The 25,088-nt window shown below is 57.5% G+C and carries 19 protein-coding genes and 2 pseudogenes; 8 read left to right on the top strand and 13 right to left on the bottom strand.

The genetic code is table 11. The features are described from left to right. Positions 1-58: 58 nt before the first annotated feature. Positions 59-481 (bottom strand): MAPEG family protein, encoded by a 423-nt coding sequence (locus tag AWB78_RS19735; protein ID WP_062607271.1) that lies wholly within the window; start codon positions 479-481, stop codon positions 59-61. 806 nt (positions 482-1,287) lie between these two features. Between AWB78_RS19735 and AWB78_RS19730 the strand changes: the two genes are divergently transcribed. The 3 genes from AWB78_RS19730 (at position 1,288) to AWB78_RS19720 (ending at position 5,205) form a co-directional block, all read left to right on the top strand. Continuing rightward, the gene (locus tag AWB78_RS19730; protein ID WP_198399302.1) at positions 1,288-3,483 is read left to right on the top strand and encodes an EAL domain-containing protein; all 2,196 of its coding nucleotides are present in this window, start codon (positions 1,288-1,290) and stop codon (positions 3,481-3,483) included. 129 nt (positions 3,484-3,612) lie between these two features. Next, positions 3,613-4,350 (top strand): iron-containing redox enzyme family protein, encoded by a 738-nt coding sequence (locus AWB78_RS19725; protein WP_062607267.1) that lies wholly within the window; start codon positions 3,613-3,615, stop codon positions 4,348-4,350. A gap of 117 nt (positions 4,351-4,467) precedes the next feature. Beyond that, entirely contained in the window at positions 4,468-5,205 is a 738-nt protein-coding gene (locus tag AWB78_RS19720) for an OmpW/AlkL family protein (RefSeq protein ID WP_062607265.1), read from the top strand. Positions 5,206-6,372: 1,167 nt separating this feature from the next. Here AWB78_RS19720 and AWB78_RS19715 read toward each other — a convergent pair. Beyond that, on the bottom strand, positions 6,373-7,041 hold the full coding sequence (locus AWB78_RS19715; RefSeq protein ID WP_062607264.1) for a hypothetical protein: 669 nt from the start codon (positions 7,039-7,041) through the stop codon (positions 6,373-6,375). A gap of 551 nt (positions 7,042-7,592) precedes the next feature. Here AWB78_RS19715 and AWB78_RS49325 point away from each other — a divergent pair. Then, positions 7,593-7,712, top strand: a pseudogene (locus AWB78_RS49325) (molybdopterin-dependent oxidoreductase); the annotation flags it as partial. A 340-nt stretch (positions 7,713-8,052) separates the two neighbouring features. Here the strand turns inward: AWB78_RS49325 and AWB78_RS49730 are convergent. The 3 genes from AWB78_RS49730 to AWB78_RS19700 all read right to left on the bottom strand — a co-directional run bounded on the left by AWB78_RS49730 (position 8,053) and on the right by AWB78_RS19700 (position 10,566). After that, positions 8,053-8,385 carry a site-specific integrase gene (locus AWB78_RS49730; protein WP_374729479.1) on the bottom strand — a complete coding sequence of 111 codons (333 nt, stop codon included), beginning with the start codon at positions 8,383-8,385 and terminating at the stop codon, positions 8,053-8,055. Positions 8,386-8,554: 169 nt separating this feature from the next. After that, on the bottom strand, positions 8,555-8,977 hold the full coding sequence (locus AWB78_RS19705) for an MAPEG family protein (protein ID WP_062607260.1): 423 nt from the start codon (positions 8,975-8,977) through the stop codon (positions 8,555-8,557). 257 nt (positions 8,978-9,234) lie between these two features. Continuing rightward, positions 9,235-10,566 (bottom strand): ABC transporter substrate-binding protein, encoded by a 1,332-nt coding sequence (locus tag AWB78_RS19700; RefSeq protein ID WP_062607258.1) that lies wholly within the window; start codon positions 10,564-10,566, stop codon positions 9,235-9,237. A 513-nt stretch (positions 10,567-11,079) separates the two neighbouring features. On the opposite strand from AWB78_RS19700, the gene AWB78_RS19695 reads away from it, so the two are divergent. Next, positions 11,080-11,568, top strand: a complete 489-nt coding sequence (locus AWB78_RS19695) for a cache domain-containing protein (protein WP_062607257.1) — start codon at positions 11,080-11,082, stop codon at positions 11,566-11,568. A gap of 25 nt (positions 11,569-11,593) precedes the next feature. Here the strand turns inward: AWB78_RS19695 and AWB78_RS19690 are convergent, their stop codons facing one another. Continuing rightward, on the bottom strand, positions 11,594-12,376 hold the full coding sequence (locus tag AWB78_RS19690) for a maleate cis-trans isomerase family protein (protein WP_062607255.1): 783 nt from the start codon (positions 12,374-12,376) through the stop codon (positions 11,594-11,596). Positions 12,377-13,153: 777 nt separating this feature from the next. On the opposite strand from AWB78_RS19690, the gene AWB78_RS45280 reads away from it, so the two are divergent. Both AWB78_RS45280 and AWB78_RS46635 read left to right on the top strand, forming a co-directional pair. Beyond that, complete coding sequence (locus AWB78_RS45280) at positions 13,154-14,467, top strand: discoidin domain-containing protein (RefSeq protein WP_157697572.1); 1,314 nt, start codon at positions 13,154-13,156, stop codon at positions 14,465-14,467. Between the two features lie 63 nt (positions 14,468-14,530). Beyond that, complete coding sequence (locus AWB78_RS46635) at positions 14,531-15,013, top strand: hypothetical protein (protein ID WP_157697571.1); 483 nt, start codon at positions 14,531-14,533, stop codon at positions 15,011-15,013. Positions 15,014-15,376: 363 nt separating this feature from the next. On the opposite strand, the gene AWB78_RS19685 is transcribed toward AWB78_RS46635, so the two are convergent. The 5 genes from AWB78_RS19685 to AWB78_RS19665 all read right to left on the bottom strand — a co-directional run bounded on the left by AWB78_RS19685 (position 15,377) and on the right by AWB78_RS19665 (position 22,770). After that, positions 15,377-16,192 carry an ABC transporter substrate-binding protein gene (locus AWB78_RS19685; protein WP_082883348.1) on the bottom strand — a complete coding sequence of 272 codons (816 nt, stop codon included), beginning with the start codon at positions 16,190-16,192 and terminating at the stop codon, positions 15,377-15,379. Between the two features lie 119 nt (positions 16,193-16,311). After that, positions 16,312-17,088, bottom strand: a complete 777-nt coding sequence (locus AWB78_RS19680) for a molybdate ABC transporter substrate-binding protein (protein ID WP_062607253.1) — start codon at positions 17,086-17,088, stop codon at positions 16,312-16,314. A 415-nt stretch (positions 17,089-17,503) separates the two neighbouring features. After that, complete coding sequence (locus AWB78_RS19675; RefSeq protein WP_062607251.1) at positions 17,504-18,829, bottom strand: MFS family transporter; 1,326 nt, start codon at positions 18,827-18,829, stop codon at positions 17,504-17,506. A 732-nt stretch (positions 18,830-19,561) separates the two neighbouring features. Beyond that, on the bottom strand, positions 19,562-20,902 hold the full coding sequence (locus tag AWB78_RS19670; RefSeq protein WP_062607249.1) for a sigma-54-dependent transcriptional regulator: 1,341 nt from the start codon (positions 20,900-20,902) through the stop codon (positions 19,562-19,564). Next, entirely contained in the window at positions 20,902-22,770 is a 1,869-nt protein-coding gene (locus AWB78_RS19665) for a sensor histidine kinase (RefSeq protein WP_157697570.1), read from the bottom strand. Before AWB78_RS19665 ends, AWB78_RS19670 begins: the two co-directional genes overlap by 1 nt. 619 nt (positions 22,771-23,389) lie before the next feature. Between AWB78_RS19665 and AWB78_RS19655 the strand changes: the two genes are divergently transcribed. Then, positions 23,390-23,866 (top strand): HU family DNA-binding protein, encoded by a 477-nt coding sequence (locus tag AWB78_RS19655; RefSeq protein WP_062607243.1) that lies wholly within the window; start codon positions 23,390-23,392, stop codon positions 23,864-23,866. Here AWB78_RS19655 and AWB78_RS19650 read toward each other — a convergent pair. Beyond that, a pseudogene (locus AWB78_RS19650) lies at positions 23,863-24,710 on the bottom strand (enoyl-CoA hydratase). The gene AWB78_RS19655 and the pseudogene AWB78_RS19650 overlap by 4 nt on opposite strands. Next, a complete protein-coding gene (locus AWB78_RS48355) occupies positions 24,664-25,083 on the bottom strand; it encodes a hypothetical protein (protein ID WP_232477756.1) in 420 nt (139 codons plus the stop codon). The pseudogene AWB78_RS19650 and the gene AWB78_RS48355 overlap by 47 nt, the downstream one beginning before the upstream one ends. Between the last annotated feature and the right edge of the window lie 5 nt (positions 25,084-25,088).

Genomic DNA, 25,088 nt, shown 5'->3' with positions numbered 1-25,088 from the left:
GCGAAGCGTGGAAAAACGAACGGGCAGCATCGCTTCGAGCACACGAACGGATAAGGTCTCACCGCATCTGCAGTGCGAGCCTGATGACCATCAGCCACAGAACAAGGCTCGACAAGGCGTAGACTATGAATCTCCACATGACTATGTTGACCGTGCAATGAATGGCGCTATGAAGGATGCGCAAACCGACATATGTCCAGGCAGCATAAAGGTAGGCCTCATCGACCCTTTGAGTGAATATCAAAACGAGACAAAGGGTATAGAAAAGTACTGGAAGTTCGAAAAGATTTTTCAGATTGTTGGACGGGCTGTTGATATTGGCGGGAATTCTTGAATTCAAAAGCTCGGGCGTGGCCACGCTCTGTGGGTCTATCTTGTTGCCGAGAATATAGACGAGGCGCCTGATGTACATGAACAGCCAAACCGTGCCGGTCAGGATAAACATGACAATGATGGGATGAAGAATTAGTTGCTGATTCATCGCCAAACCTCTTCTATTTTTGAAAAGTGATATAACGCCGCTTCGCGACCAAAACCGCAGGTGAACGCAGCGAAGCCCGGAGGCGCGCAGCTTTCCCTAAACACAGGCAGAGCCGCAGCCGTTCAACATGATGGAACAGGCCGTCGCGATAGACAAACGGATGCGTCAACCCGGCGGGGCGAACACGACATCGGCAAGAGCGTAGGGAACAGCTCTCCTGCCACTGGCATTGTTGGAATGTTCACAGACCTCATCTTTACCTTCGATATCCCACGTACTTGACACGAATTTCGCGAAGTTTCGCGAATTACGATGCAAGCGCTAGCCGGTATTGAGCTATGCGGACATTGAACAAGGTAATCACCTACTACATTAAATTCGCACGATCGCTCTTGAATAGCCGAGGGTTTTCCAGCCTCTGCATGGCCGCGAACACATTCGAAGGAGCAACAATATGCTCAGTGGATAAAAACAACAGTTCGCACTCTTTCTTATTATCAAATCCTTTGATCGGCTTCTTGCAGGTACTATTCGGCCCTTGAGGTTTTCGAGTAGAGCCTCAAGTTCATATTCCTCGCGCCGTTATAAATCGAAGCGACAGACTTCACCGCAAAAGACGATCGTTCGAAATAATTCGACGGCGCCTTGCGGCGGGACGCTTTTTGTCGCCATGTGCAGAGAAACCGATAACAAGGCTCGATATGCCGGCGGCATCGAAGACCAATCGACAGTTGTTCAAGACTACATGGCCGTTTTTGGCAGTCGTTGCCTCGCTGCTTGCGCTTGTCGCGACGAGCCTCTCGATCATGTCGTCTGTTCGCGCGTATATCGGTGGTGAGAGCACGTGGTCGAAAGGCCAAAAGGACGCAGTCTTCTATCTCATCCGCTATGCACAGGCCGGTGACGAAGAAGCCTTTCGCCAATATGAGAGTGCGATCGCCTATCCGCTCAATCTGAAGCGTGCCCGGCTCGCGCTCGAAGGTCTGGATCCCGATCTCAGTACGGCCCGACAGGCGCTCCTCGAAAGCGGCGTCGATCCCGCCGACGTCAGCGCGGTCATCTGGGTCTTCCGGACCTTCCGCCGCGACAGCTACTTTGAACACGCTGTCACGTATTGGACACGCGGCGACGCGCTCGTCGACCAGCTTGTCGCAACCGGCCAAAGACTGCGCGTCGCCAAGTCCGCCGGCGCACCCGGCCAGATCGACGTCGAGCTCTTGACGGGCGAAATCTGGAACATCAATTCGGCGATTGCGCCAGTTTCGCGCGCATTCGCCGACGTGCTGGGCTCCGCGTTCCGAAAAACTGCGTTGTTACTCTTCGGCATCAACGTCGTCGTTGCGGCGCTCCTGGTTACCTTGTCCGTGTGGTATGCCCGCCGCTTCATTACCGCGCGACTTGCCTCAGAGCACGCGTTGAGGCGGAGCGAAGCGCGCGCGAAAGCCACGCTCGGCTCGATCGGCGAGGCCGTCGTTTCAGTCGGGCCAACGGGTCTCGTTGAATTCATCAATCCCGCCGCAGAGCGCCTCTTCTGTCGCGAAGCCGACGGCTGCGTGAGGCACGAGTTGACTGCAATCGTCTCCATCGCGCGCGAATGGGACCGACGTCCCGTTGATCCGATCGAACAGGCGTTGCGCGGCCCCGAGCCGTGGGACCCGAGCACCGATCTCGTGCTCACCAACCGACAGGGCACAGAGACCGTGGTTCAAGCCATCACGTCCGTCGTGCACGATACGTCCGATACGATCACCGGCGCCGTGCTGCTGCTACGGAACATGACCCGCGAGCGCGAATACGTTTCGAATCTTTCGTGGCAGGCGTCGCACGATGGCTTGACAGGCTTGTTCAATCGCACGGAGTTTGAGCGGCGCCTGTCCGCATTGTTCGACGCGCAATCGGACATCGAGCGCGCGCAGCGCCCCTGCATGCTGATGATCCTCGACCTTGACCAGTTCAAAGTGGTCAACGATACCTACGGCCACGCGGCGGGCGACACCATGCTGCGTGAGGTGGCGGCCCTCTTCAGGCATTGCCTTCGTGAAGAGGATGCGCTTGCGCGCTTGGGCGGCGACGAGTTCGCCGCGCTCATGTCCGATTGCGACGAGCAATCCGCGATGAAAATTGCCGAGCGCCTCAGGCAAGAGGTCGCCGCGTTCCAGTGGTCGTGCGAGACACACACGTTGTCGACGAGCGTGAGCATCGGTTTGGTCGATCTGCGCGGGCTCGATATGGAGACCGCGATGCGCTTCGGCGATATCGCCTGCTATCTCGCCAAGGAGCGCGGGCGCGATCGCGTGCACCTGGCCGTGCGCGGCGACAAGGAACTCACGCGTCATGCGAGCGCCATGTCATGGTGTGGTCGTATCAAGGACGCATTGGCGAACAATCGCTTTTGCCTCTACGCTCAGGAGGTCCGCGCGGTCCAGCGTGCAGACAGTTTCGACGAGTCCGCGCAGCATCCACGTCACATGGAAGTGCTGCTGCGCATGGTCGGCGACGGCGGCAAGATCGTATCGCCCCACTACTTTTTGCCCGCTGCCGAGCGGTACGGACTGATGTCCGCGATCGACCGCTGGGTCGTGCGCGCCGTGTTTGCGACGCTCGCCAGGACAGGCAATCCCGAGGGCGTTCAGTATGCGATCAATCTGTCGGGAGCGTCGATCGGCGACGAGCGCTTCCTCCAATTTCTGACCGACCAGTTCGAACTGAGCACCATCGCCCCCGAGTCCATCTGCTTCGAAGTAACCGAAACCACGGCGATTGCCAATCTCGCGGCCGCCGCGCGATTTATCCGCGAGTTGAAGAAGCGCGGCTGCAAGTTTTCGCTCGACGACTTCGGTGCTGGCATGTCCTCGTTTGGCTATCTGAAGCATCTGCCGGTCGATTACATCAAGATCGACGGCGGATTCATCAAGGACATGCTCAAGGACGCCGTTAGCAAAGACATGGTGGCGGCAATCAACGACATCGGCCATTCGATGGGGCGTCTCACCATCGCGTAATACGTCGAGAACGAAGCCATCCTGCGCGCGCTGAGCACGATGGGCGTGGATTTCGTTCAGGGATTCCATGTGGGTCGACCGGCCCTTTGGGCGCAGAACGTTGAATTTCTTGCAACGACGTAGGAGGAGATGTTGGATCCCACTTTTCAGCGGGTCAGCGACTTAAAGGACATCGCCAGCTACCCAGCCTGGTTGGGCGATGTTCTGACCGAAACGAACGAGACCAAGCAAACTGTCGTCGTCCATCCCATCTTTGCCGCGATGCGCGAAGCAAAGCTGACGTCGAAACAGGCCGAAGCGTTTCTCGTTAACGGCTGGCCGGTCGTCGAGCAATTCCCACAGTACATGGCTATGAATCTTCAGAAGCTGCGCTACGGGCATTCGCGCGGCGAGGATCTGGCGCGGCGCTATCTGACGCGCAATATCCGCGTCGAGCAAAACCACGCTGACTATTGGGTCGACTGGGCGGCAGCGCACGATGTCAATAAACGGGCTTTGATGAAAGGCAGTGGCCCGTCCCTCGCCTACGCACTTTCTCACTGGTGCTGGAAGAGTAGCAGCGGTGACTCGCTTGCCGCGAGCATCGCCGCCACCAATTTCGCGATCGAAGGCGTCACCGGCGAGTGGTCGACGTTTGTTTGCAGCAGTGACACCTACGCGAACAGCTTTCCCACATCGATGCGCCGCAAGGCCATGCGCTGGCTTAGCCTGCACGCGCACTACGACGACGCGCATCCGTGGGAAGCGCTCGAGATCGTCGCGACGCTGCTCGGCAATGCCCCCGGCGTGGACGAGGTGCACGCCGTGAAGCGCAGCATCGAAATGAGCTACGAGTATTTCAAGGTAAGTCTCGACTGCTGTCTGTAGAGACTGCCGGTCCAATTGCTTTCCTTTGTTGTGCGTTCATCGCCCTGAGCTTGGTGACTGAGGCGATGTGGACGCGCTCGCCTGTCACCGATTGAATCTGAAACGAGAAGAGAAGAAATGAAGCTGAAATACATTGCATGCGCCGCCCTTTCAACAATAAGCATGGCGAGCGTGACGAGCGCACATGCGCAGTCGGCGGGCGATTTCCAGGTCAGTGCCGGCTGGCTGCACTTCGCACCGCAGGATTCGAGCGGCCCGTTCAACGTCACCGCGCTGGGCCAGACTGTCACGAAACAAGGCGCGAGCGCGTCAGTGAGCGATGCGGACACGTTCGGTTTGACGTTGCAGTACTTCGTCACCGATCACATCGCCGTCGAAGCGGTGACCGGCGTGCCGCCCAAGTTTCATCTCACCGGCGAAGGCACGCTCGGGCCATTGGGCGAACTGGGTACGGCCCGCGAGTGGAGTCCGACGCTACTGCTCAAATACTACTTCCTGAATGCCCAGAGCAAGTTCCGCCCCTATGTCGGCGCGGGTGCCTCGTACGTGTGGTATTCAGACGTCAAGCTGAGCCAGCAAATGGCCAACGGCGCATTCCTCTATTCACCGCAAACCGGCACCGCATTGACGGGACCCACCAGCGTGCATATCAGCAGTTCGTTCGCGCCGGTCGTGAACGCCGGGCTTTCGTATAACTTCAGCAAACACTGGTCGGCAGCGTTCTCGGTGTCGTATATGTGGCTGTCCGCGCGCGCGACGCTCACTACGAACTCGGCCGTTGGGCAGGTCAAGAGCGAATCGAAGCTCAAGCTGGATCCGATCGTGACGTTCTTGTCGGTGGGATACACGTTCTGAGCCCCTGAGGTTCCGAGTTGGGAGAGAGAGGTCGCCCCGAACCCTGAGGGCTCGGGCTCTCTCGGCGGGTGCCGATGGTTTTTGGGGAGCTCTACTCTCGGCCCTCGCCTGGATCCCGGTGGATGACTGATGCTGACCTTTTCTGCGGCAAGGCGAGCAGAACTACGCGGATGGGTGCGCCGTACGGGTTTTTGTGTGGTTCGATGGATGGCGTCGTGCAAGCATGGGCAGTCTTGTGAGAATGGCTTATTCTCACGACCGTGGTTTTTCAATGGATGACAGAATCAACCTGTTCTAAGTTTCCCGTCGAGGTAAGGATGTGCGAATAGTCTTTCGTGGCCTCGATCAGTGGAACGGACTTACCGTTGAAATCTTGAGGGGGAACCGACAAAGGTTGTCCGGGGTTAAGCATCTAGAGTTCTCGGCGCCTGACGTCGCTAAAAGGGTCTTCGCTCAGCGCGCTAAACTTGACGCCCCTTGCTGGCCGCCCACCGGTTGCGAAGCCTTTTAATGCGGTTGGTGGCAACGACGATTACTTGGATTACGTCGGCGGATAAACTTCCATCTCGCAAACCGGCCGTTTCGCCGTCTCATGACTCCGCAAACAGTGTGAACCAGCAATGCAATGCGGTGACAGCCCGAGGGTCCCGGCCCGGTCTTCGGGCAAAGTCACGAAACAGCAATCACCTACGGTTACCAATGGGTGAAATCGACCCGTTTCGGACGTTCGACGTTCTCTATGCCGAGCGTCGCTTAACGGAGTGCAACGGCCGCGCATGTGATTTTCCGCCGGTATCGTCGGCGTTTGATCGCCAAATCCTCTTTCGCCTCGCTCCATATGGGTTCCATTCGAATGGATTTACGCCGTCGAGGAGCACACGAAGAAAACTGTCGACAGCCTTGCCGCCGCCGACAAGGGCAAGGCGAAACCTAAAGCCGCGCACAAGCTCGCGCAGGCGAGCAACGAGGGCAGCGCATCGCTGACGCCCAGAAGCGCGCCGCCGCCGTAGGCGAATAAATCAAGGCCAACGCTCAGGCGGAAGCCGCGTGAATCATCGGCTGCTTCCGACGTCAGAACGCATCAAAGACGGAGACAAAGAGGAAATGGGAAAATTGATCGTTCCGTAGTCGGTAGGCAAATCCAAGGACGTCTCGATGCGTTACAAACTACGACCCTGGGCCAGCGCGGTGATGCTCGTTGAACGCGGCGACGAAATCAGCGTGGTAGTCAGCGATCTCCCTTACCGTTGACTGCCAAAGCTCTCTTTTCTCCTCAACTGTCGCAAGATCTTCACACCGTTCCCGTATAAAGTGGAGACGCTCCCAATACTGCTCAAAAGGGGGCCGGCACGCCTCGTTTAGCCGATACAAGTAATATGAAAATGAGCCTAGCGAGTCATCCAGTGTTTTAGCTTCTTTTGCTTTATAAGTTCCCTCTTCAAGTTTGGCCATTGCGTAGTAAAAGATATCCATGGCCTTAAGAAGCTCACTGTATGCGTTACTCTCTTCGGTCAGGCGAACTTTAAGAGCCTCGATATCGCCGGACAGGACGAATTTCGCTTGTTCCAGCTTGGTTGACAGCTCGAGCTTTGAGTCCTCGACCTCCTTAGAAAGGTCAGCCTTATATCGTTCCACCTTCAAAGAAAGTTCTGCTTGACGTTTTACGTTCACGTACGCGATCACTGCGGCTAGCAAACTTGTGAGCGCGGCAACAATCGAAGGGAAGATCTTCGCAAAATTGTCACTGTCAATCCCGTAATGTCTGCGCAAAAGAAAGTAGGCCGCGCCGACAAACACAATGTATCCGGTCGAAATTAACCCGCCAGTCATTTGCATCTGCCTGTCAGGTCGTTACAAGCACATCCATGTTGTTTGCAGCTCCTAGCGCAAGGGGCGTCATGGCAGTCATGTTGACGCAACTCCGCCGCGGACGCGACCGTTTGTGGAATCCATTTAAACGCAACTGCGTTCTGCCCGCGCAGTACGCACTCCGCATATGTGATTTTTTCTTTGAAGACTTTCCGCACCGCTCCGAATTCATAGTCGTCGGCATCGCACCACGGAATTAGGAAGATGCCGGTACCAAGATCGCCTTGTTGCATGTTCGCGAGATGGACCGGGTCTGTTTGATTATGCATCGAAAACCTCCGGGTAAAAAAGAGCTGTCCTGCAAAAGCGGTATTGCAAGCGACAGGGGCATTTAGCAAATGCCTGTCTCTGTTCCTTGGCCGCCGAATCTGGATTTACGATAGAACCCAATCCTTTCACCTTTATTTCAGTATGTGCGCTGACGCACGTTGCGCTTCGCACGAGGAAGCGAGCAAAGCGCAGCACAAGCGGGTTTTTTCGTGCTATGACTTTATAGGCGGTGGGCACAGCAGGCGCGCTTGAATGGTGCGCCGTTACCGCACTGGAACGAGTTCCCCGCGCGGCTGGGGGTGCCCGGATGGACGGGCACGTATTGGGCCAAGCAGTTATCGACCGTCGACGTCTTATCGAAGCCGGAAACGAACTTCTGGATGAGGACCGCATGTCGACTTCCACGCGGCATGTTCAAGACGCCAACCTTCGTCTCACAAGCGACGAGCGCCATCGAGCCGTTCAGCACGATAGTCGTAAATTCTTTGATCACTTCACTCCAGAGCGGTCAGCAGATTGCGCGCACCACGCCGGTTCAAGGCTTTGCGCAGTCCTTCCGGTTCTTGATCTCTTGGGCTGCTCTCTGGCCCGCTCCAACAATGCGCATGAACGCACCATGCGGCATTTGCGCTCGCGGTGATTTCGACGCCATCGGCGGCTCGACTCCCCTTGGTATTGAACCGGCCATTCGAGCGGCCGGGCTTCGAATCAGGCGAGGGGCAGAAATTGGCCGAGAGGAGCGGTGCCCCAACGCGAATGTGGCTGCAGAGCCAAACAGCCTGTCGTGCGGTCGCGGCGAATATTTAGATCTCGGTTTGATCGGAGATCTCGAGCGCATCGTCGACCTCTATTCCGAGATATCGAACGGTGCTTTCGAGTGCTATGACCAAGCAGAAGTTGAATCGCTCCGAGGTTCCTCGTCCGCTTGTAAATCAAAGTCGCCTTCGTCCGACGCAAAGAGTGTGCGCTGTGAGCGGTCAGATCGAGGCCGATCGCAGGAACCCATTGATGCCCCTTCCGGTCGTTTTGTCGCGTTGAGATATGCGGCGACCTAGAAAAGCGGCTTTGGAAAAGGTACTCGTCGGACCTCAGCTTGGCCTTCTCGATCTACGCAGCGACCGCAGCGCGAGCGGGCTCTGTGACCTCGAGCTGCACGGGCCGTTGGTCTTGCGCTGCATTGTCATTGCGCGCGGGAGTATCTGTTTAGGTCTTAACGCATCTGCAGTGCGAGCCTGATGACCATCAGCCACAGAACAGGGCTCGACAAGGCGTAGACGATGAATCTCCACATGACGATGTTGACCGTGCAATGAATGGCGCTATGAACGATGCGCAAACCGACGTAGGTCCAGGCGGCGTAAAGGTAGGCCTCGTCGACCCTTTGAGTGAGTATCAAAACGAGACAAAGTGCATAGAAAAGTACCGGAAGTTCGAAAAGATTTTTCAGATTGTTGGACGGGCTGTTGATATTGGCGGGAATTCTTGAATTCAAAAGCTCGGGCGTGGCCACGCTCTGTGCGTCAATCTTGTTGCCGAGAATATAGGCGAGGCGTCTGATGTACATGAACAGCCAAACCGTGCCGGTCAGGATAAACATGACAATGACGGGATGAAGGATTTGCTGCTGATTCATCGCCAAACCTCCTCTAACTTTTGAAAAGCGATATAACGCCGCTTCGCGACCCGAACAGCCGCAGGTGAACGCAGCGGAGCGCAGAGGCGCGCAGAGTCATTGCGGAAGCCGTTACTCATTTCGCAAACGACGATCGATGCGCGGACCTATCCATCTGAGCGGTCCAACGACTCACCGTCACACCTGTCGATGCGTTGGGGAGTACCCTTGACCAGAGACGGAACTGCCTGTTTGCTGCGAAGGGAAATTTCGGTGCCTCACTTCTGATAACCCGCCTGCTTCACGGCACGATCGGCGGCAGCGTTGCCCGCCTTCAGCGCCGCCTCTACATCAGTTTGCCCAGCAACGACGCCTGAAATCGCCTGCCCCACCACGGTTCCGAAAGACTGGAACTCGGGGATGCCAACGAATTGAATCCCGCTGTACGGTACCTTCTTGAGCGACGGGTCGTTCGGGTCGGCCGATTCGATAGCTTTCAATACAAAATCTCCGAACGGAACGGCCTGCTTGTACTCGGGACGTGCAAAAGTCGACTTCCGGCTCGGCGGAACGGATGCCCAACCCTCGTCCTTTCCAACCATCTCGATGTACTGTTTCGACGTGGCCCATGTAACAAACTTCTTTGCGGCATCCTGCGACTTCGAGGTCTTGGGGATCGCGAGCGACCACGACCACAGCCAGTGCGATCCCTTCGGCGTCACCGCGACCGGCGCCGCAGCGAAGCCAATCTTATCCGCCACTTGCGACTGCGACTTGTTGTAGAGCGTGCCCGCGGCGGCTGTCGCATCGATCCACATCGCGCATTTCCCGGACGACATCAGCGTCAGGTTCTCGTTGAAGCCGTTCGAGCTCGCTCCGGGCGGTCCGTCGTTCTTCAACAGGTCTGCATAGAAGTTGATCGCCTTGCGCCACTCCGGCGTATCAATCTGCGCATTCCATTTCTCATCGAACCAGCGTCCACCGTAAGTGTTCACCACGGTCGACACGTACGCCATGTTTTCACCCCACCCTGCCTTCCCGCGCAAACAGATGCCATACTGACCCTTGGCCTTATCGGTGAGCCTGTCGGCGAATTGCTTGATCTGATCGTAAGTCGGCTGATCGGGCATATCGAGCCCAGCTGCCTGAAACAGGTCTTTCCGATAAAAGGTCATCGAGCTCTCGACATAGAACGGCAGCCCGTACAGCTGGCCATCGTAGGAAAGCCCGTCCCGCGCAGTCTTGACCACGTCATCGAGATCGTAATCCGCCGGCAGATTGGACATCGGCACCAGCCAGCCGCGCTTGCCCCACTGCGGCGCTTCGTACGTACCAATTGCAACTACGTCGAACTGCCCACTGTTGGTGGTGATGTCGGTCGTCGCCCGCTGACGAAGCACGTTTTCCTCAAGGATCACCCAATTTAGCTTGATATCGGGGTTCGCCTTCTCGAAGCTCGCGGAAAGCTTCTTGAGTTCCAGCATGGCCGGGCCGTTGAGAGTAGCGATGGTGAGATTTGCCGCGCTGGAAAGTTGTGCCGCGCAAACCGAAAGGCCAGCAAACGCAACTTTGAGAATCAGCGCGCGACGCGTTGAGTTTTTCGTCTTCATGACAATCGCTCGATCATGTTCGCCTTCGTTTTTCGCAGCGAAAGCTCAAACCGGCTCGATCGCGGCGGACCGCTCCCGAAAGCAGGACGCGGCCCGCCTGCGGCGCACAGAAGGATTCACTTTGATTGTAGCTTCTCGACGTGAAAACGTAATGAAATTGGAAGTAAAGGCTCCCGATGGCAGACCCTGAACCAGTCTTGATCGATTAAATCAGCGGCTCATACATTGATCGTTGTTGCGCGCGTCTTGCATCCCTCGTTTGAAAAATCCTTCCGGCACATATACTTCATAAGGTGTCCTTCCATGCATGTGGTACACACGCGGCATCACATGGAGTACCAATAGGTAATAGCAGCCGCTGAGCAAGCAATCGAGACTCCAGAGACCGCGTTGCCAGGACGACGTACTACGAAACCGAGTCGATGACACCGACTGCTACCTGCTCGCTTCGCGGTATTGTCGATTCTCACTTGGCCTTGCTATATCCCGAATTCCAACAGCGCGGAGGTACCCATGAGAGGCACAGTGATTTTCGCCAGTAGCCTGCTTTTGCTGGATCTGCTCAGCACTAGCCCGTCCATTTTCGCGCAGTCGTCACCTCCGCCATCAGAGGAAGCAAAAAATGTTGAAGCGCTAGTGAACAAGGCTGCAGACCTGATTAATAGTAGGGGGGCGGCAGCATTTCAAGAGTTCCGGAAGAAGGACTCTGAATGGTTTCATGGAACCACATACTTATTCGTTTACGACATGACGTCAAAAGTTCTGTTGAATCCTGCGTTCCCGGCCAGAGAGGGGACAGTCGTCACCGGACAAAAGGACGCGAATGGCAAGTTGTTTCACGATGCCCTGATAGAGACGGCTGCAACCAAGGGATCAGGCTGGGTCGACTACATGTTTCCGAAACCCGGGCAGTCTAACCCTTCACACAAGTGGACCTATGTGAAATCAGTGAAGATCGACGGGGTATCCGGCGTGGTCGGCTCCGGCTTTTATCCTGACTAAGCACGGCCTTCGGGTTGCCGTGCTATTACGCGCGGTCGCTCGGCGGTCTGTGGCTGAATATCTGGCCGTAGGCCGCGATTACCACCTGTGAGCCCGCGAGCACAATGGCTTGCCAAAACGAAGCCTGGTTGGCTGTAAGCACCGGAATTCCGAGAGCGTCCTCGAGAGCTTTGATTATTCCGACGGCGCGGAAACCGTTGCCGCCGATAAAGACAGCGTCGGCGCTCTTAGGCGTGTGGGTGTGGACCCATTCAAATAGCTCGCTGGGTCGAATTGCTTGCTGGTCAGACGGCAGACCTGCTGGCCCGTTGTGAACGACCTCGAACCCGGAATCTTCAAAGTATCTGGCCCCCTTCTCGTCCATGGCCGCCGAGAACCAAGGCGGGCTGATTAACGCGAGCCTCGTGGCATCAAGGAGTTTCAGGGCCGCGACCGCCGCTGCGCTGGGAATCACGACCGGAATGCCCCGTGTGCGAGTCTCGAGACGCTGTCTTAGCTTGGCGTCATCGGCGCGGCCGCGAACATAGCTGCTGCTAGTAAACGCATAAACGATTGCATGCAGGGGCGCTGAGGCAAGAAGTTCAGCCGCATCATCGACAAGAGGCGGATCGGCGAACGCACGCACGGGATCATCAGCAATGGTCGCGTTCATAATGCCGCCGGGCTTATAAGCGGCCAAGGGAACCCGCGCGGCGTGAATCGAAATGCCGTCCGGCGCCATTGCATTGAATTCAGACTCAGGGTTCACATCGGCGTGCGGGGTGAGAACGCCGATCCGCCTTTCGCTCCAACCATCCGGCTGCCACATAAGCTTATCCTCCGGCGCAACTGCGCGCGAGACGCACAAGTTCTTTGGCCGTAGAGAACTTGTCGTCAATAAGGATAGGCTATCCGCCGGCGAACGCCTGTCCTGATTCCGGCCACCGGCGGCTGGCACCGTCAGCCACATTCTTTTGACATTCGATTCTCGCCTTCCCACCCGCGATAGGGCTTTCGCACGCGTCCTAATTCACCGGGCTCGTGCAACTCATTGATGTCGGATCGCAGGACCCCGGCCCGAGCGGGTGCCAACTAAAATAGCCGGCCGCGTCCGACCCTAAGCCGCCGAACATGACGTCGTCAGTCCAGCGCCTCGTTGAGATGCGCAGCGGTCATTGGCTGGCTGTCCCAGGCGCCGGCGCGCCGGTCCAATGTCGCTGTCCGTCGGCAACGCCTACCGTTTGGATACTGCGTAGCAGGCACGCTCGAAATGAATGATAGCCGTGGAGCGATGATCTCCACATTGTGGCCGCCGTCGTCTGTTGTGAAAAGTGAAGAGGATCTGTACGTATGCCGAATGAGGGCCGATCCCTCCACGCAAGCATCTCGGATTTCTAGAAGGACTTCATCGATGTCGCGCGATGACCGAAGGCTCCTCCGCTACGCATCGGTTGTCGGTCGACAGTGCCAATGCAGTCGCCCTCATCGGCGGCCATTGTCAGGAAAGCTTGAGGCTGTGGCGGTAGAAGACGACGTTGGCTCGGCGTTCAAAAATGTCCTATGCTTGATCGGCAGCATCAAAAAGAAAACTCGCCGGGAGACTACGATGTCAAAAAAGACTCAGCCCATGCCGCTTTCGATCGCGTGTCTTCTGCAGATTGCAGGTTCTTTTGCAGTGCGGATGAAGTCGCTGCTTTGGCTTGTCTTCATCGTTACTAGCTTCCCATTTCATGCCCTCGCCGGCGTTGACGACTGCAAGTCAGCGCTTGTTCTTTCCACCTACGCTCGCACAGAAGATCGATTTCACGACGCTCGCATGGCAACTCATGTATCTGAAAGCGAATACAGCGACATTCGGCGTAAGGCGGGTGGCTCCGCCGTCATTTATGGCGTACCGGTAGGCGCAAACTATAGCGACTTTAACCAACGAGCCAACGCACGAGAAAATTCGTCCGGTTCCTCTTTGACAAACACTGAAGCAATCAATGTGATGTGGACGGGCATAGACCAAACGAGTCAGACCGCCTACGCAGATTGCTTGGCGACATTGGCTGCTACCTTGCCCGGTATCCATCTTTCAGTTAAGAGTGCGAGCGCGACCGATGTCGTCATACTGGCCCACTACGTACCGGTAGGAAGCAATCCAAGCTCGCTTCACGTGAAGTGGTCGGCTTTCGAGTATTCAAAAACAGCATTTCCGGACGAGATACCTGCTGGCCAAACGCTCATTCTCCTGAAGCGCCCATCAAAATCACTGCAGCTAGTTGTCAATGCAAGCGCCATCGGGTCTAGCGACGGCGTAGAGATAAATCCTCTTCCGCTGGTGGTATTACCGACTCCGGTCCCGCCTCCTCCGGTTGATATTCCTGAGTCTCGATTCCGGGTGCATGCCGATACGCCACCTCCGCCTTGTGACAGCGCGGGCAGCCCATTGCCTGCCCGTGTGCCGACGCATCTACGCGGCCTTTACAACCTCGCTCTCCTAGATACCGCATCGGCTAGCGCTTCTTCGATCATCCCTGGCTATCCGGCACGTCATCAAATCCGCTTTCTGAACGACGGTTGGTTTAACAACTGTCGCAGTTGGATTCCGCAGACCATGCCCGCCTGGGCGCAGGTAGACCTGGGTGACAATTACTTAATTTCGCTAATCATCTTTGGAAGCGAATACCAACAATTCTACAGAGATCGTCGCCCGACAAATTTTGCAATCGACCTCTCGAAATCGGGCTCGCCGGGAAGCTGGACCACCGTGTATCAGTCAGGACCCGGAGAAATCGTGAGCGACATGAGAGAGTTTCCAATCTCTCCGAATATTGCAAGGTTCGTGCGCGTCACCATTACCGACTCTCAAGGAGGAGCGCCTCGAATTGACGAACTTCAGGTATATGGAAAGCCAGTCCCGTCCGCCGCGAAGTAGTAATTGCGTAGAGGTTCTCTACATGGACGCTTCCGTTATTCGTCAGACCTTGCTTGTCGGCGAATGGTCGCGCTCGGTTATTTTCCTGTTGTTTGTTTTTGCTACACCGGTGGAATGTATTCCGGAAATGCAGTCGCCGAGGCGCCCGTCGCAGCGGGGGTCGCAGGTTTAGATCCACCTCAGAAGCTTGTTCACGATCTCTTCGATTTCTACAAATACCTATCCGAACACGAAGAAGAGGTCAAAAAGAAGGACAAGGCGCGTGCTGTGCCAATCTTAGCTGTGGGCCTACACGTGACGGCTGCGGAACAGAGGGCTCTTGCCAAACAGAGTCGTAAGGCATTAAGACATGAACGCTGGGTATGGCCGAGGATGCGACGTGCATCATCGGTCCGCGAACGCCCGAAGCCAGACAGAAAGCCGACACCTGAATGTCAAGTCCACGACACCGACGAACGACTCTTTGTGGCCGAGAGTACGCATCCGCCGATGCGTAAGCTCGATATTCGCGGTCGCAAACCCTCGATCGACAGAAAAAGAACTTGAAACTATCTCACACGATCGCCCGAGTTACGTCGCGTGGCAGATCGCGGCCCGATGCTCAGATGCGCCTCTTACGATAAATGCTTTAATCAAAAGAGCGCGCATCGCAACCAGCTTCGCTCAACGAGTAACATGGACCCGTCTCGATCTGAGGAGGGCTATGACCATATTCGGCCGTTTACAAGTTCGCCGCGCGGACGCCCGCACGTCTCTCGACCGCAACCTTTTCGACTCGCTATCGCTGGCTGCACCGATAGGAAGGACACCGCCGACGGGCAAACTAAGATGAGATTGGACCTCCCCAGCGCGCTGTCAGATGCCTGTCCGTTACGATCGTAACGATCAGGCATCCGCAGAAAGTTCGCCTTAGTGTTCCACTGGCACGGCCACCAATGCATCCCGCTGATTGCTGCGGGCGAGCGCGTGCGCCACGAACCCGGAGGCCCTGACGTCTTCCACAAACCTCTTCAGGAACTCCAATGCCTTCTGGCGGCCTTTCGGCGTTCCTATTGCCTGCTCGATCACCATGAACCGACCGTCCATGACCCTAAGATCGGGCTGGCCGAAAGCAAAGGCAATCAGCTGTTGACGAACACCTGCCGCAACCTCGAGTTTCTGATCCCGGAACACGTCGATCACCGTGGGCGAGGTCGGAGCACGAACGAGTTGCGCATTTTTGATCGTCCGCGTGAGGTAAAGATCGTATGCGCTCCCTTTCCCTACTGCGATGCGCACGCCCGCTCGGTCAACATCGTCGATTGTCCGCAGGGGCGAGTCCGCCGGTACAAGGTAGGTTCCTTCGATCACGACATATGGCGCGGTGAACGCGACGTCATTCGCGCGTCCGGGATCAATGGCCAGGAACGCGATGTCCCACTTGCCGGCCTTCGCGGCATCTGCGACCTTACCGGCTGCCTCGAACGGAACCAACTCGACAGGCACTCCCAGGCGCCGTGCCAGTTCGCGAGAGAGATCAACCGAGATTCCCCGCGGCTCGCCGGTCGTAGCGTCTCTTTGAGCCAGGACGGGATTGCCAAAGTTGATGGCTGCCCGCAGGGTGCCTTCCGGTGCAAGTTCGCGGACCAACTGAGGCGAAACTGGCTGTGCCCAGGTATGACTGGCGAAAAGGAGAAGCGCCAAGGTTTGTAGAAGTCTCAATATGTTTGTCACGCGTTTGTTCATTTTGCTGCCGTTCTCGTTAAAGGCCACAAATTTCACAATCTCGCTGTCGGGGATCGCCTGGAGAGACGACTGGCGCACATCAGCGAGGGCGAGTCCGAGCTTACTCGTAGCGCTGCCGGTTATTTTCCTACCGGCTCCATGCCTGCCTTCCGGATCGCCGCCGAAGCCTTGCCAGAAGAGAGAAACGCGATCAAACGTTTCGCGTCGTCGACCTGATTTGAACCTTTGATGATTGCGGCCGTAAATTCCTGGACAAGTTGAAATTCGTTCGGAAGTGCACCCACAAAGTCGACACCAGGCAAGTGTACGAGTTCGCTCACCGGCCCAAGGGCCATGTCTGACTCGCCGGCCGCCAACATTTTGGTGGACTCTACGCCTCGGGCCACCACCCTCACACGTACCTTGTCGGCGATGCCAAGCTTTTGAAGCACAGTATCTTTGATGTACATGCCACTGGTGCTACCTGGCATCGTGATCAGACGCGCCTCCAACAGGCTCTTCCTAAGTGCGGCCTCATTAGTTACATCCGGCTTCGGGCTGCCAGCATGGACCGCGGCACCAAGTGGAGTCGTCGCTAACCCAACTTCCGTCCCTCTGAGGATCCGGCCCGTCACGCTCAGCTCGTCCAGTCCTTCCTTCGAGAGGATCACCAAATCAGCGTGTGCGCCGCGTTCGAGCTGGGCCTTGATCGTGCTCGGGCCCGTACCCTGAGACGCGCCGGTCGTTGTCACGATCTTGATTCCTGTCGTTCGCTCGAACTCCGGCAGCACCTCCTGATACGCGAGGCCGAAGCCTCCCGACATCAACACGGTGATCTCTGCACGCGCCCCACTCGAAAACGCCACAATTGCGCCTGCAAACGCAATCGCAAGACCTTTGAATAGACGAGTCGTCATTGTCTTCTCCACAAGTTCTTTTTTTGAAAAACGGTTAGCAACGTTGAGATTTTGGAAGCTTCTCCATGGGATCGGGATCGTCCTATTCGACCACGATCTTGTCGGAGGAAGCCGTTGGCAAATACTCCACCGGACTGAACCTTCGGCCGGTCACCTCTCCGTTTGAGTGGCAGATCTCGCGCGCGACGGCCCTTGCATTGGTTGCGTTGTAGGACCAGATCGTGCCGCTCAAGCCAAAGTCGCTCGCATTCGCGAGTTCTTGGAAGGCACTGTCTGCCCATTTGTCGTCTGGTCACGATCATTGGGGATAAGCGAGATACCGTGCGCAAGGTCGATCCGGTCGCACATCGGTGCGGTTGGACATATCTCAATGCGCGCGACGAGAACTCTGACGATGACTGGGCTGGGGCGTTAGCTACGCGTTCCAGGTCCCATCGAGATAACTCTTCTTTCTGGAGTCCGGCAGCATCAAAGACGCCACGAACGCCACTCCGACCAAGGTGGCGACGTACCACGGGAACCATGCCTCGTGACCCGCCGCCTTGAGCGACAGGGCAACGTACTCGGCCGTGCCGCCGAAGAGTGCATTGCCAACCGCGTAGGTGAAGCCAACGCCCAGGCAACGCACCGTACTCGGGAACACCTCGGCTTTGACCACACCGCTGATCGACGTGTAGAACGATGCAATGACCAGCGCCGCAAGCGCGAGGGCGAAGGCCGTGTAGGGGCTGGACGCTTGACCGAGCGAGAAGAGCAACGGCACCGAGGCCAGCGTGCCGAGCCCGCTAAAAAGCAACATGTTGTTACGGCGGCCAATCCGATCCGACAGCGCGCCGAATATCGGCTGCAAAAGCATGAAGACGACGAGCACGCCCGTCATGACCATGCTCACGGTCTTGGGCGCCATATGAGCCGTATTCACGAGGTACTTCTGCATGTAAGTCGTGAATGTGTAGAAGTACAGCGAGCCGCCCATGGTCAGGCCCATAACGACCAGTACAGAGCGCTTGTGCTTCAACAGCGCGGAGAGCGATCCCGCCTCTTTGCTATGCATCGCCTCTTCCGAGCCGGTTTCCACCAGCGACCGACGCAAATACATTGCTACTACTGCTGTCGCAGCGCCGATGATGAATGGCATGCGCCAGCCCCAATCCTTGATATCGTCCGCTGACAGCAGCGCCTGCAGGAGCACGAGAACCAGCAACGCAAGCAGTTGTCCACCAATGAGGGTTACGTACTGGAACGACGAGTAGAAGCCTCGCTTCCCTTTGCCGGCGACTTCGCTCATGTAAGTCGCCGCGGTGCCGTATTCACCGCCGACCGACAAGCCTTGCACCAATCGGGCCACTAGAAGGAGTGCGGGTGCCCAAGCGCCAATCGTCGCGTAGGTAGGAAGCAAAGCGATCATGAGGGACCCACCGCACATCATCAGCACTGAAATCAGCATTGAGTTCTTGCGTCCATGTCGATCGGCGATCCAGCCGAACAGCCAGCCCCCGAGCGGCCGCATGAAGAATCCCACCGCGAAAATTCCCGCTGTGGCCATCAATTGGCTAGTCCGATCGCCGGCTGGAAAAAACGCAGCGGCAAAGTAGATCGAGGTGAACGCGTAGGCGTAAAAGTCGTACCACTCAACCAGATTGCCCGATGATGCGCCGACGATCGCCTTTATACGCTGGGCGCGGCTGCCCCGACCTGTGACGAAATCAGCTTCATTAGTTGGTGATGCTATTGAATTCATGGTGTCTCCGGTAAGCCTTGTATCGACTGGATCTGGTTGCAATGCGCCTTTCAGCGTGGGTCAAGGCAACGATTGAAATGCAACTCGGCCGATGACAATGCAGGAGCGGTGCCAGTTGTTCACCAAGTAAGGGAAAACCACGAATCTATTGGAGTGGTGCCCACTGGCCGTTGCTCAGTTCGGCCTCAATGACGCGTTTCTCGCGGTCGCAGACGAAAATTCACGGGAAGTCAGCCTGTCTCGAACCCGCGAGGCGCGCAGAAATCCGCTCAGCCGGATCCTAAAATGTGTGGAAGTCCGCACGCGCCAACGTGGGGTGTGCGGACTTCCGCACACCCCTTGATTTCTAGCGCGCGCATAAGCGAGGGCTAAAGGCACACCAGAACGGGCTCCCGCTGCCTGAAGACACGCATCGTTGCGCTGCGGCCCGACGGGGCTGCGGAGACGCCGGACTCTTGCAAGGAGAAAGATCGACGATGATCCGGTGGCGCCCGACTCCCAACACGATGAGGACGGCACGTGTCTGAGCCGTCCGCGTGTCGTCAAGCAGCCGGGAGAGGTCGAGGGACTCGATACATGGCTGGATCGCCGAAGTTGACGATAGCGATCACCATTGACCTCAGCTTGTGGCGGGCAACGTCCAGAGGTGCGACTGCGCTGGTAAAGGAGCGGCGGGACATTATTTTTGATGCTGAGCGGCAGGGGCCGCCATGCCGCATAATTGCCTCCCAACTATTCTTTCGCTGACTCAATGCGGTGTTTGCGCAGCTTGTCGTACAAAGTTCTGCGCGACAACTGCAAGGCCTCCGCGGTCTTCGACACGACGCCCTGATTCTGTCTGAGTGCGGCTTCGATCAGTTGGCGCTCGAACGCATCGACCTGAGCTGGCAGACTTGCGCCGCCGGCTGTGGGCTCAGTCTCTTCTATCGCGTCGATTGCTTCTTCAGCGTCCTCTGCAATATCAAGCACCAGTCGATCGGCGAAATTGCGCAATTCCCGCACGTTACCGCGCCATTCGGCCTCCATCCACTTTCGCAACTGCCCCGGGGTCCACACGGGTTGATCAAGACCGAACCGCGCGCTAGCGATTCGCGTGAAATGCTGTAACAACAGGGGGATGTCCTCTTTCCGATCACGCAACGCCGGTAGGTCGATAGTGACGACATTGAGCCGGTAGTAAAGGTCGCTTCGGAACTTTCCTTCGTCGCTCAACTTGCGCAGGGACTCCTTGGTGGCCGCGACAACGCGGAATGTTACGGGGACGGGTTCGTTGCTGCCAAGGCGCTCGACTTCCCTCTCTTGCAAGACGCGGAGAAACTTCACCTGCATGGCCAGCGGCATGGCCTCGATCTCATCCAAAAAAAGCGTGCCTTGGTGGGCGTGCTCGATCTTGCCGATGCGGCGTTTCTGAGCGCCGGTGAACGAGCCGGCCTCGTGGCCGAAAACCTCGCTATCAAATACTGTTTCGGGAATGGCGCCGCAATTTATCGCGACGAATGGGCCCTTTCGTTGACTGGAGTCGTGAAGGGCTCGCGCGACGACCTCCTTCCCAGTGCCGGTCTCGCCGTTGATCAGGACGTCGACGTCAACGTCCGCCAAGGCTGCCACCCGTCTCCGCGCGCGCTCAATCGCAGCCGAGTGGCCTAAGAGCAGGCTCCCTTCTTCTTGTCGTAGCGCGTCGCGCAGCCGGCGATTTTCCAGAACCAGATGCCGCTTTTCGAGTGCCCGTCGCACGACCTCAATAAGCCGATCGGCGGAAAACGGCTTCTCGATGAAATCGTATGCACCTTCCCGTATCGCCTGGACAACAAGGGCAACGTCTGCAAAACCGGTCACCAGGACTATCGGTAGTTCGACGTCGTGCTGGCGCACCGCGGCCAGCATCGCGAACCCGTCCTGGCCAGGCAGCCGTACGTCCGACACGATGGCCCCAATTTCCGGATCACTGATGCGAGGGACCGCTTCTTCAACCGACGTGCAGACGTCCAGCGGAATCTGCTCCAGCCGGAAGGCCTGCGCCACAGCACGGCTGACGGAGGGGTCGTCCTCAACCAAAAGCACTTTGAGCTCCATCAGGTCGTCTCCTCGTCCCGATCACTCGGGGCCAACGGCAAGATCAATGTGAACACCGCACCTCCTTCGCTATGGTTTTCCGCCCGCAGCTCTCCACGCATCCCCTGAACGATCGCTGCCGAGATCGCCAATCCCAGGCCGAGCCCTGCGCCGGGCGCTTTAGTCGAGAAAAACGGCTCAAAAAGCCGATTGAGCACGGGCGTGGCTATTCCAGTGCCTGTGTCACGGACGCGTAGAAGGACGTGCCGCGCGTCCAGCGTGAAGCGGACACAGATGCGCTTGCGCGGCGAGTCCTTCATGGCGTCAAAGGCGTTCCTCAATAGATTGATCAGCACCTGCTCGAGACGGACGTCGTTTCCGAGCACCCAGATGGGACGAACCGGTGGCAGGACGTCAAACTCGATGCCCGCGTTCTCTCCTTCACGCCGCACGAGGGCGACCGCGTCAGCAACAACGCGTTCGACGAGCACCGGCTCGAATGCTTCCGTACTTTTCTGCGCAAATCCCTTAAGCTGGCCAACGATGGAACCGGCCTTGCGGCACAGGCTGCCGATCTCGATCATATTATCAGCGGCCTCGCCGAGCTCCTGGGCGCTCAACAGCTTGTGCGCGTTCTCCGACAGGATCCGCATGGCGGTTAGTGGCTGCGCGATTTCATGCGCGATGCCCGCCGACATTTGTCCGAGGACGGCCAGTTTGCCAGCCTGGATGGCCTGATCCTGCGTCGCGCGTAGCATGCCCTCTGCCTCGCTCAGTTCGCTCAGTTTGCGTTCCATATTGGCATTAGCGTCGACCAGCACCTGTGTGCGATCGGCAATGCGCATTTCGAGCTCGTCGTTGATGCGCTGCAGTTGGACCCTTGCAGCTTGTCGCTCCAGCAGCCGCCTGCGCCGCAGCCAAAGTGTGTAGGTCAGCAGCGCAACGAGCGCCGAGGCCGAGCCTGTCGCGATGGCAACGTTACGGGCTCCGGCAAACGTCGCCTCCGTGTTGCTGAAGGTCAGGAGCTTCCAGGACAATGGGCCCACCTCGCTGGTCTGCATCAACAAAGGTGACGTCCCGCTGTTGCCGGCAACGTATACCAGGCCTGTGTGCGCAGCCGACGGAACTGCACTGCCCCAGAGCGGCTGCGACGCACGCATGGGCAGTCTCGCGAGGGCAGCGTCGCCGTACTGACGCGTCTGAAGGAGAGTTTTCTGAACATCGGGCGCGAGGGGGCCGAGCGTGCGATATCGCCACATGCTGTTGCTGCTGAGAAATACAACGCCGTCGGCGTCGGCCAGCGCGACCTCGTCGGGCCCATCGCTCCACGCTCGCTCCAGGTCGCCCAAGCTGATCTTGACGACCACAACGCCGATCGGTACTGGCGCAGCTTCGCGCTTTTGAGACGGATCGGCGTCTTGCTTGTAGAGCGGGTAGGACAGGAAGTAGCCCGGCTCGGTGGTGGTCGTGCCCACTCCATAGAAGCGCCCTGCCCGGCCTTGCATTGCGCCTATAAAATAGGGGCGGAAAGAATAGTCGTTCCCGACGAAGCTGCGTGGCTCGCTGGAATTGCTCGACGCCAGCGCCCGGCCTCGGTGGTCGAGAAGGTACACCACTAAAGGCTTTGTCTTTTCCTGAACTCGCTTCAGGTAGTCGTTGACCGACTGTGCCCGCCGGCCGTCCTCCGGATGCTCGAGGAGGTCGATCAAGCTTCCTTGCTGACTTAATACGTACGGCATCGACTCGTACTTCTCGAGTGTCTGGCCAGTCACGGCTGTCAGGAAGTCCAACCGCTGACGGCTTGTTCGGCTCAATTGACCGAGACTGGTTTCAAGGACATGTTTGTAGGTCACAAGCGCAAGCGCCGCGATCAGGACGAGGGCAATCAAGCCAATGAAAGTCCGACGGCGCGAAGCGCGCTGCCCGTCGGCCCTCAAGGCAGACTCACCTGGCGATCTGGCGGACCTTGAATCGTTCCCTCTGTTCGTCATCGATGTTCCTGTAGGTAGTCTCGGTCTTCTTATACTCTCTCGCGACCGCCACTATCGTATTAGCCAAGCTGGCGGAGAAATATGCGCGTGGGGACTTGTCGCACTCACCGTGCAGCGCCGGGCATCCCTGTCCCTTGGCTTGCCGAGCAAAGTGAGTTGAGCGTTCTTGTCTGGCAACCAGCAATCCAAACACGGAACGGGCCGATCGGACAACCTCCGTTAAGCAATGCCGTCCGCCACATAGAACAGAGCGACTCCCGCGCGTGCATGACAAGTAGCCTTAGATTCAACCCCTCAAAAAGCCCGTCGCTTGCGCGCTTTTCTAGGGGAACTGAGGTCTCGGGGTTGTTTTTGAGAGAAAAATGCGAGAAGTCCCTTGTTTTAAGCCCTCTTCCGATTGCGCATTGCAGTAACCGTTGCTACGCTTGCCGGCAGCTTAGGACGGCGCATGTGCCGAGCGCTTGATGCTCCGGGGTGCTTCGTCTTAAGCAGCGTTTCATTTCTCAGGAGAGCCTCAATGGCAACGAAGAAAACTGCTGCACCGAAGAAGACTGCTGCACCGGTTAAGAAGGCCGTAGCCGCGAAGAAGGCTGTGGCTGCGAAGAAGCCCGCCGCACCCAAGAAGATTGCTGCAACCAAGACCGCACCAGCTAAAAAGGCTGCAACTGGCGCAACGCTTAAGCCGGTGAAAGATACGTTCACCAAGGCGTCGCTCGTTACTCATGTGGCTACGCAAGCCGGCGTCGAGCCGAAGCAAGCGAAGGCTGTGCTGGCAGCGCTCGAGGACACGATTCTGGGTGCTGTGAACAAGAAGGGCTTGGGCGAGTTCACGCTGTCCGGCTTGCTCAAAATCAACGCGCAAAAAGTGGAAGCAAAGAAGCGTCGCTTCGGCAAGGACCCGTTCACGGGTCAGGAGCGCTGGTTTGATGCGAAACCGGCGTCGGTGAAGTTGAAAGTTCGTGCGCTCAAGAAGCTGAAAGACGCAGCTGCCTAACGCTCACTCTTCATGTTGTCCCAAAGCCCGCTGCGTGCGGGCTTCTTCGCATCTGCTTCACTAACCCTGGTAGTGGGCGGCTTCGATATAGTAGGCTGCGGAAACCAGTCTGCTGACCACTGCGGTTCGCGTTTTTGAAGAAACGCATTCGCCCCTTCGCGCCGATTTTGGTGTTCGAGAAGCTCAACGAACCGCTCGCGTTCTAGCGCCAGGGCCGCATGACGCGGAACACCTTGTCGTGCAAGGTGAATCAACGACTTGCTTGCAGCTACAATCTGGGGGCTTAACTTGGTTACGCGTGACGCCATCTGAAGCGCGACCTCGACCGCGGCACCTTTCTCGACAACTTCTTCGACTAGCCCAATCCGTTGGGCGGTATCGGCATCGACCTGTTCGCCGGTAAGAATCATTCGCTTTCCAACCTTCGCCGACGAGCCACGGGAGCGTTTGCGTTCCGCAACCTGACGGCAAAAGACCAATCGTTGCTTCTGGCAGTGCGACGCGTGCCTGCTTCTCGGTGACAGGAATGTCGGCGGACAACGCGCATTCGAGACTGCCACCCATGGCGTAGCCGTTGACGGCGGCAATAACCACGGCTCTCGAATTTTGCACGGCTTCGAAAGCACTTCCGAATCTGGAAGCGGCATGCCGCGCTACATCTCGCTCGCCTGAGGCGAACGTGTTTGCGTCAGCCCCGGCGCTGAAAAACTTTGGCCCCGGACCGGTGATAAACGTCTGCCCGAATCCGCTTGTCAGCATCTATTTGACGGAAGGTCTCGCGAAGCGTCAGGAGACCCTCAGGGGTGAACGCATTCGCTGGTGGCCGGTTGAGGGGGTGAGCAATACGAACGTTCCGTCGTTCTGTTCCGAAACACCTCCCCGGCGACGACGATGCCTCGGATCGCACTCCGGGACCCGTGAAGCGCGTTGCCGAGCACCAGTCCCGAGTGGGTGCCGCCAGATGAACTCGCATGCACGATGGTGACGACCTCACGCCCGTGCTCGGCCATTTGCGCGCGAAGCTCGGCATACGCGAGGGCAAAGCCCAAGGAGCTTCTCTCCGACGCACAGCCAATGGGAAGCCGATAGACACTCTCCCCCGCATTCTCGAGTTCCGTCACGACCGCCTTGGCGTGCTGAGCGAGTGCGGCCCAACTGGCATTGCCAACGAATCGCAGATCCGCCCCGAGGAGCCCGTCCAGAAGCAGATTGCCCACTGGCT

The organism is Caballeronia calidae, assembly GCF_900044055.2.
Taxonomy (GTDB): Bacteria; Pseudomonadota; Gammaproteobacteria; order Burkholderiales; family Burkholderiaceae; genus Caballeronia; species Caballeronia calidae.
Note: the sequence above shows the minus strand (reverse complement) of the source record. Positions and strands in the feature narration are given on the sequence as shown.

Excerpts from the sequence above, each read along its gene's own strand:
- AWB78_RS19730 (WP_198399302.1), top strand. The coding sequence starts at position 1,288 with ATGTCGTCTGTTCGCGCGTATATCGGTGGTGAGAGCACGTGGTCGAAA.
- AWB78_RS19670 (WP_062607249.1), bottom strand. The coding sequence starts at position 20,902 with ATGGAGCTCAAAGTGCTTTTGGTTGAGGACGACCCCTCCGTCAGCCGT.
- AWB78_RS19735 (WP_062607271.1), bottom strand. The coding sequence starts at position 481 with ATGAATCAGCAACTAATTCTTCATCCCATCATTGTCATGTTTATCCTG.
- AWB78_RS19725 (WP_062607267.1), top strand. The coding sequence starts at position 3,613 with ATGTTGGATCCCACTTTTCAGCGGGTCAGCGACTTAAAGGACATCGCC.
- AWB78_RS19680 (WP_062607253.1), bottom strand. The coding sequence starts at position 17,088 with ATGACGACTCGTCTATTCAAAGGTCTTGCGATTGCGTTTGCAGGCGCA.
- AWB78_RS19715 (WP_062607264.1), bottom strand. The coding sequence starts at position 7,041 with ATGCAAATGACTGGCGGGTTAATTTCGACCGGATACATTGTGTTTGTC.
- AWB78_RS19690 (WP_062607255.1), bottom strand. The coding sequence starts at position 12,376 with ATGTGGCAGCCGGATGGTTGGAGCGAAAGGCGGATCGGCGTTCTCACC.
- AWB78_RS19705 (WP_062607260.1), bottom strand. The coding sequence starts at position 8,977 with ATGAATCAGCAGCAAATCCTTCATCCCGTCATTGTCATGTTTATCCTG.
- AWB78_RS19700 (WP_062607258.1), bottom strand. The coding sequence starts at position 10,566 with ATGAAGACGAAAAACTCAACGCGTCGCGCGCTGATTCTCAAAGTTGCG.
- AWB78_RS19655 (WP_062607243.1), top strand. The coding sequence starts at position 23,390 with ATGGCAACGAAGAAAACTGCTGCACCGAAGAAGACTGCTGCACCGGTT.
- AWB78_RS19720 (WP_062607265.1), top strand. The coding sequence starts at position 4,468 with ATGAAGCTGAAATACATTGCATGCGCCGCCCTTTCAACAATAAGCATG.
- AWB78_RS19675 (WP_062607251.1), bottom strand. The coding sequence starts at position 18,829 with ATGAATTCAATAGCATCACCAACTAATGAAGCTGATTTCGTCACAGGT.
- AWB78_RS19695 (WP_062607257.1), top strand. The coding sequence starts at position 11,080 with ATGAGAGGCACAGTGATTTTCGCCAGTAGCCTGCTTTTGCTGGATCTG.
- AWB78_RS46635 (WP_157697571.1), top strand. The coding sequence starts at position 14,531 with ATGGTCGCGCTCGGTTATTTTCCTGTTGTTTGTTTTTGCTACACCGGT.
- AWB78_RS19685 (WP_082883348.1), bottom strand. The coding sequence starts at position 16,192 with ATGAACAAACGCGTGACAAACATATTGAGACTTCTACAAACCTTGGCG.
- AWB78_RS45280 (WP_157697572.1), top strand. The coding sequence starts at position 13,154 with ATGTCAAAAAAGACTCAGCCCATGCCGCTTTCGATCGCGTGTCTTCTG.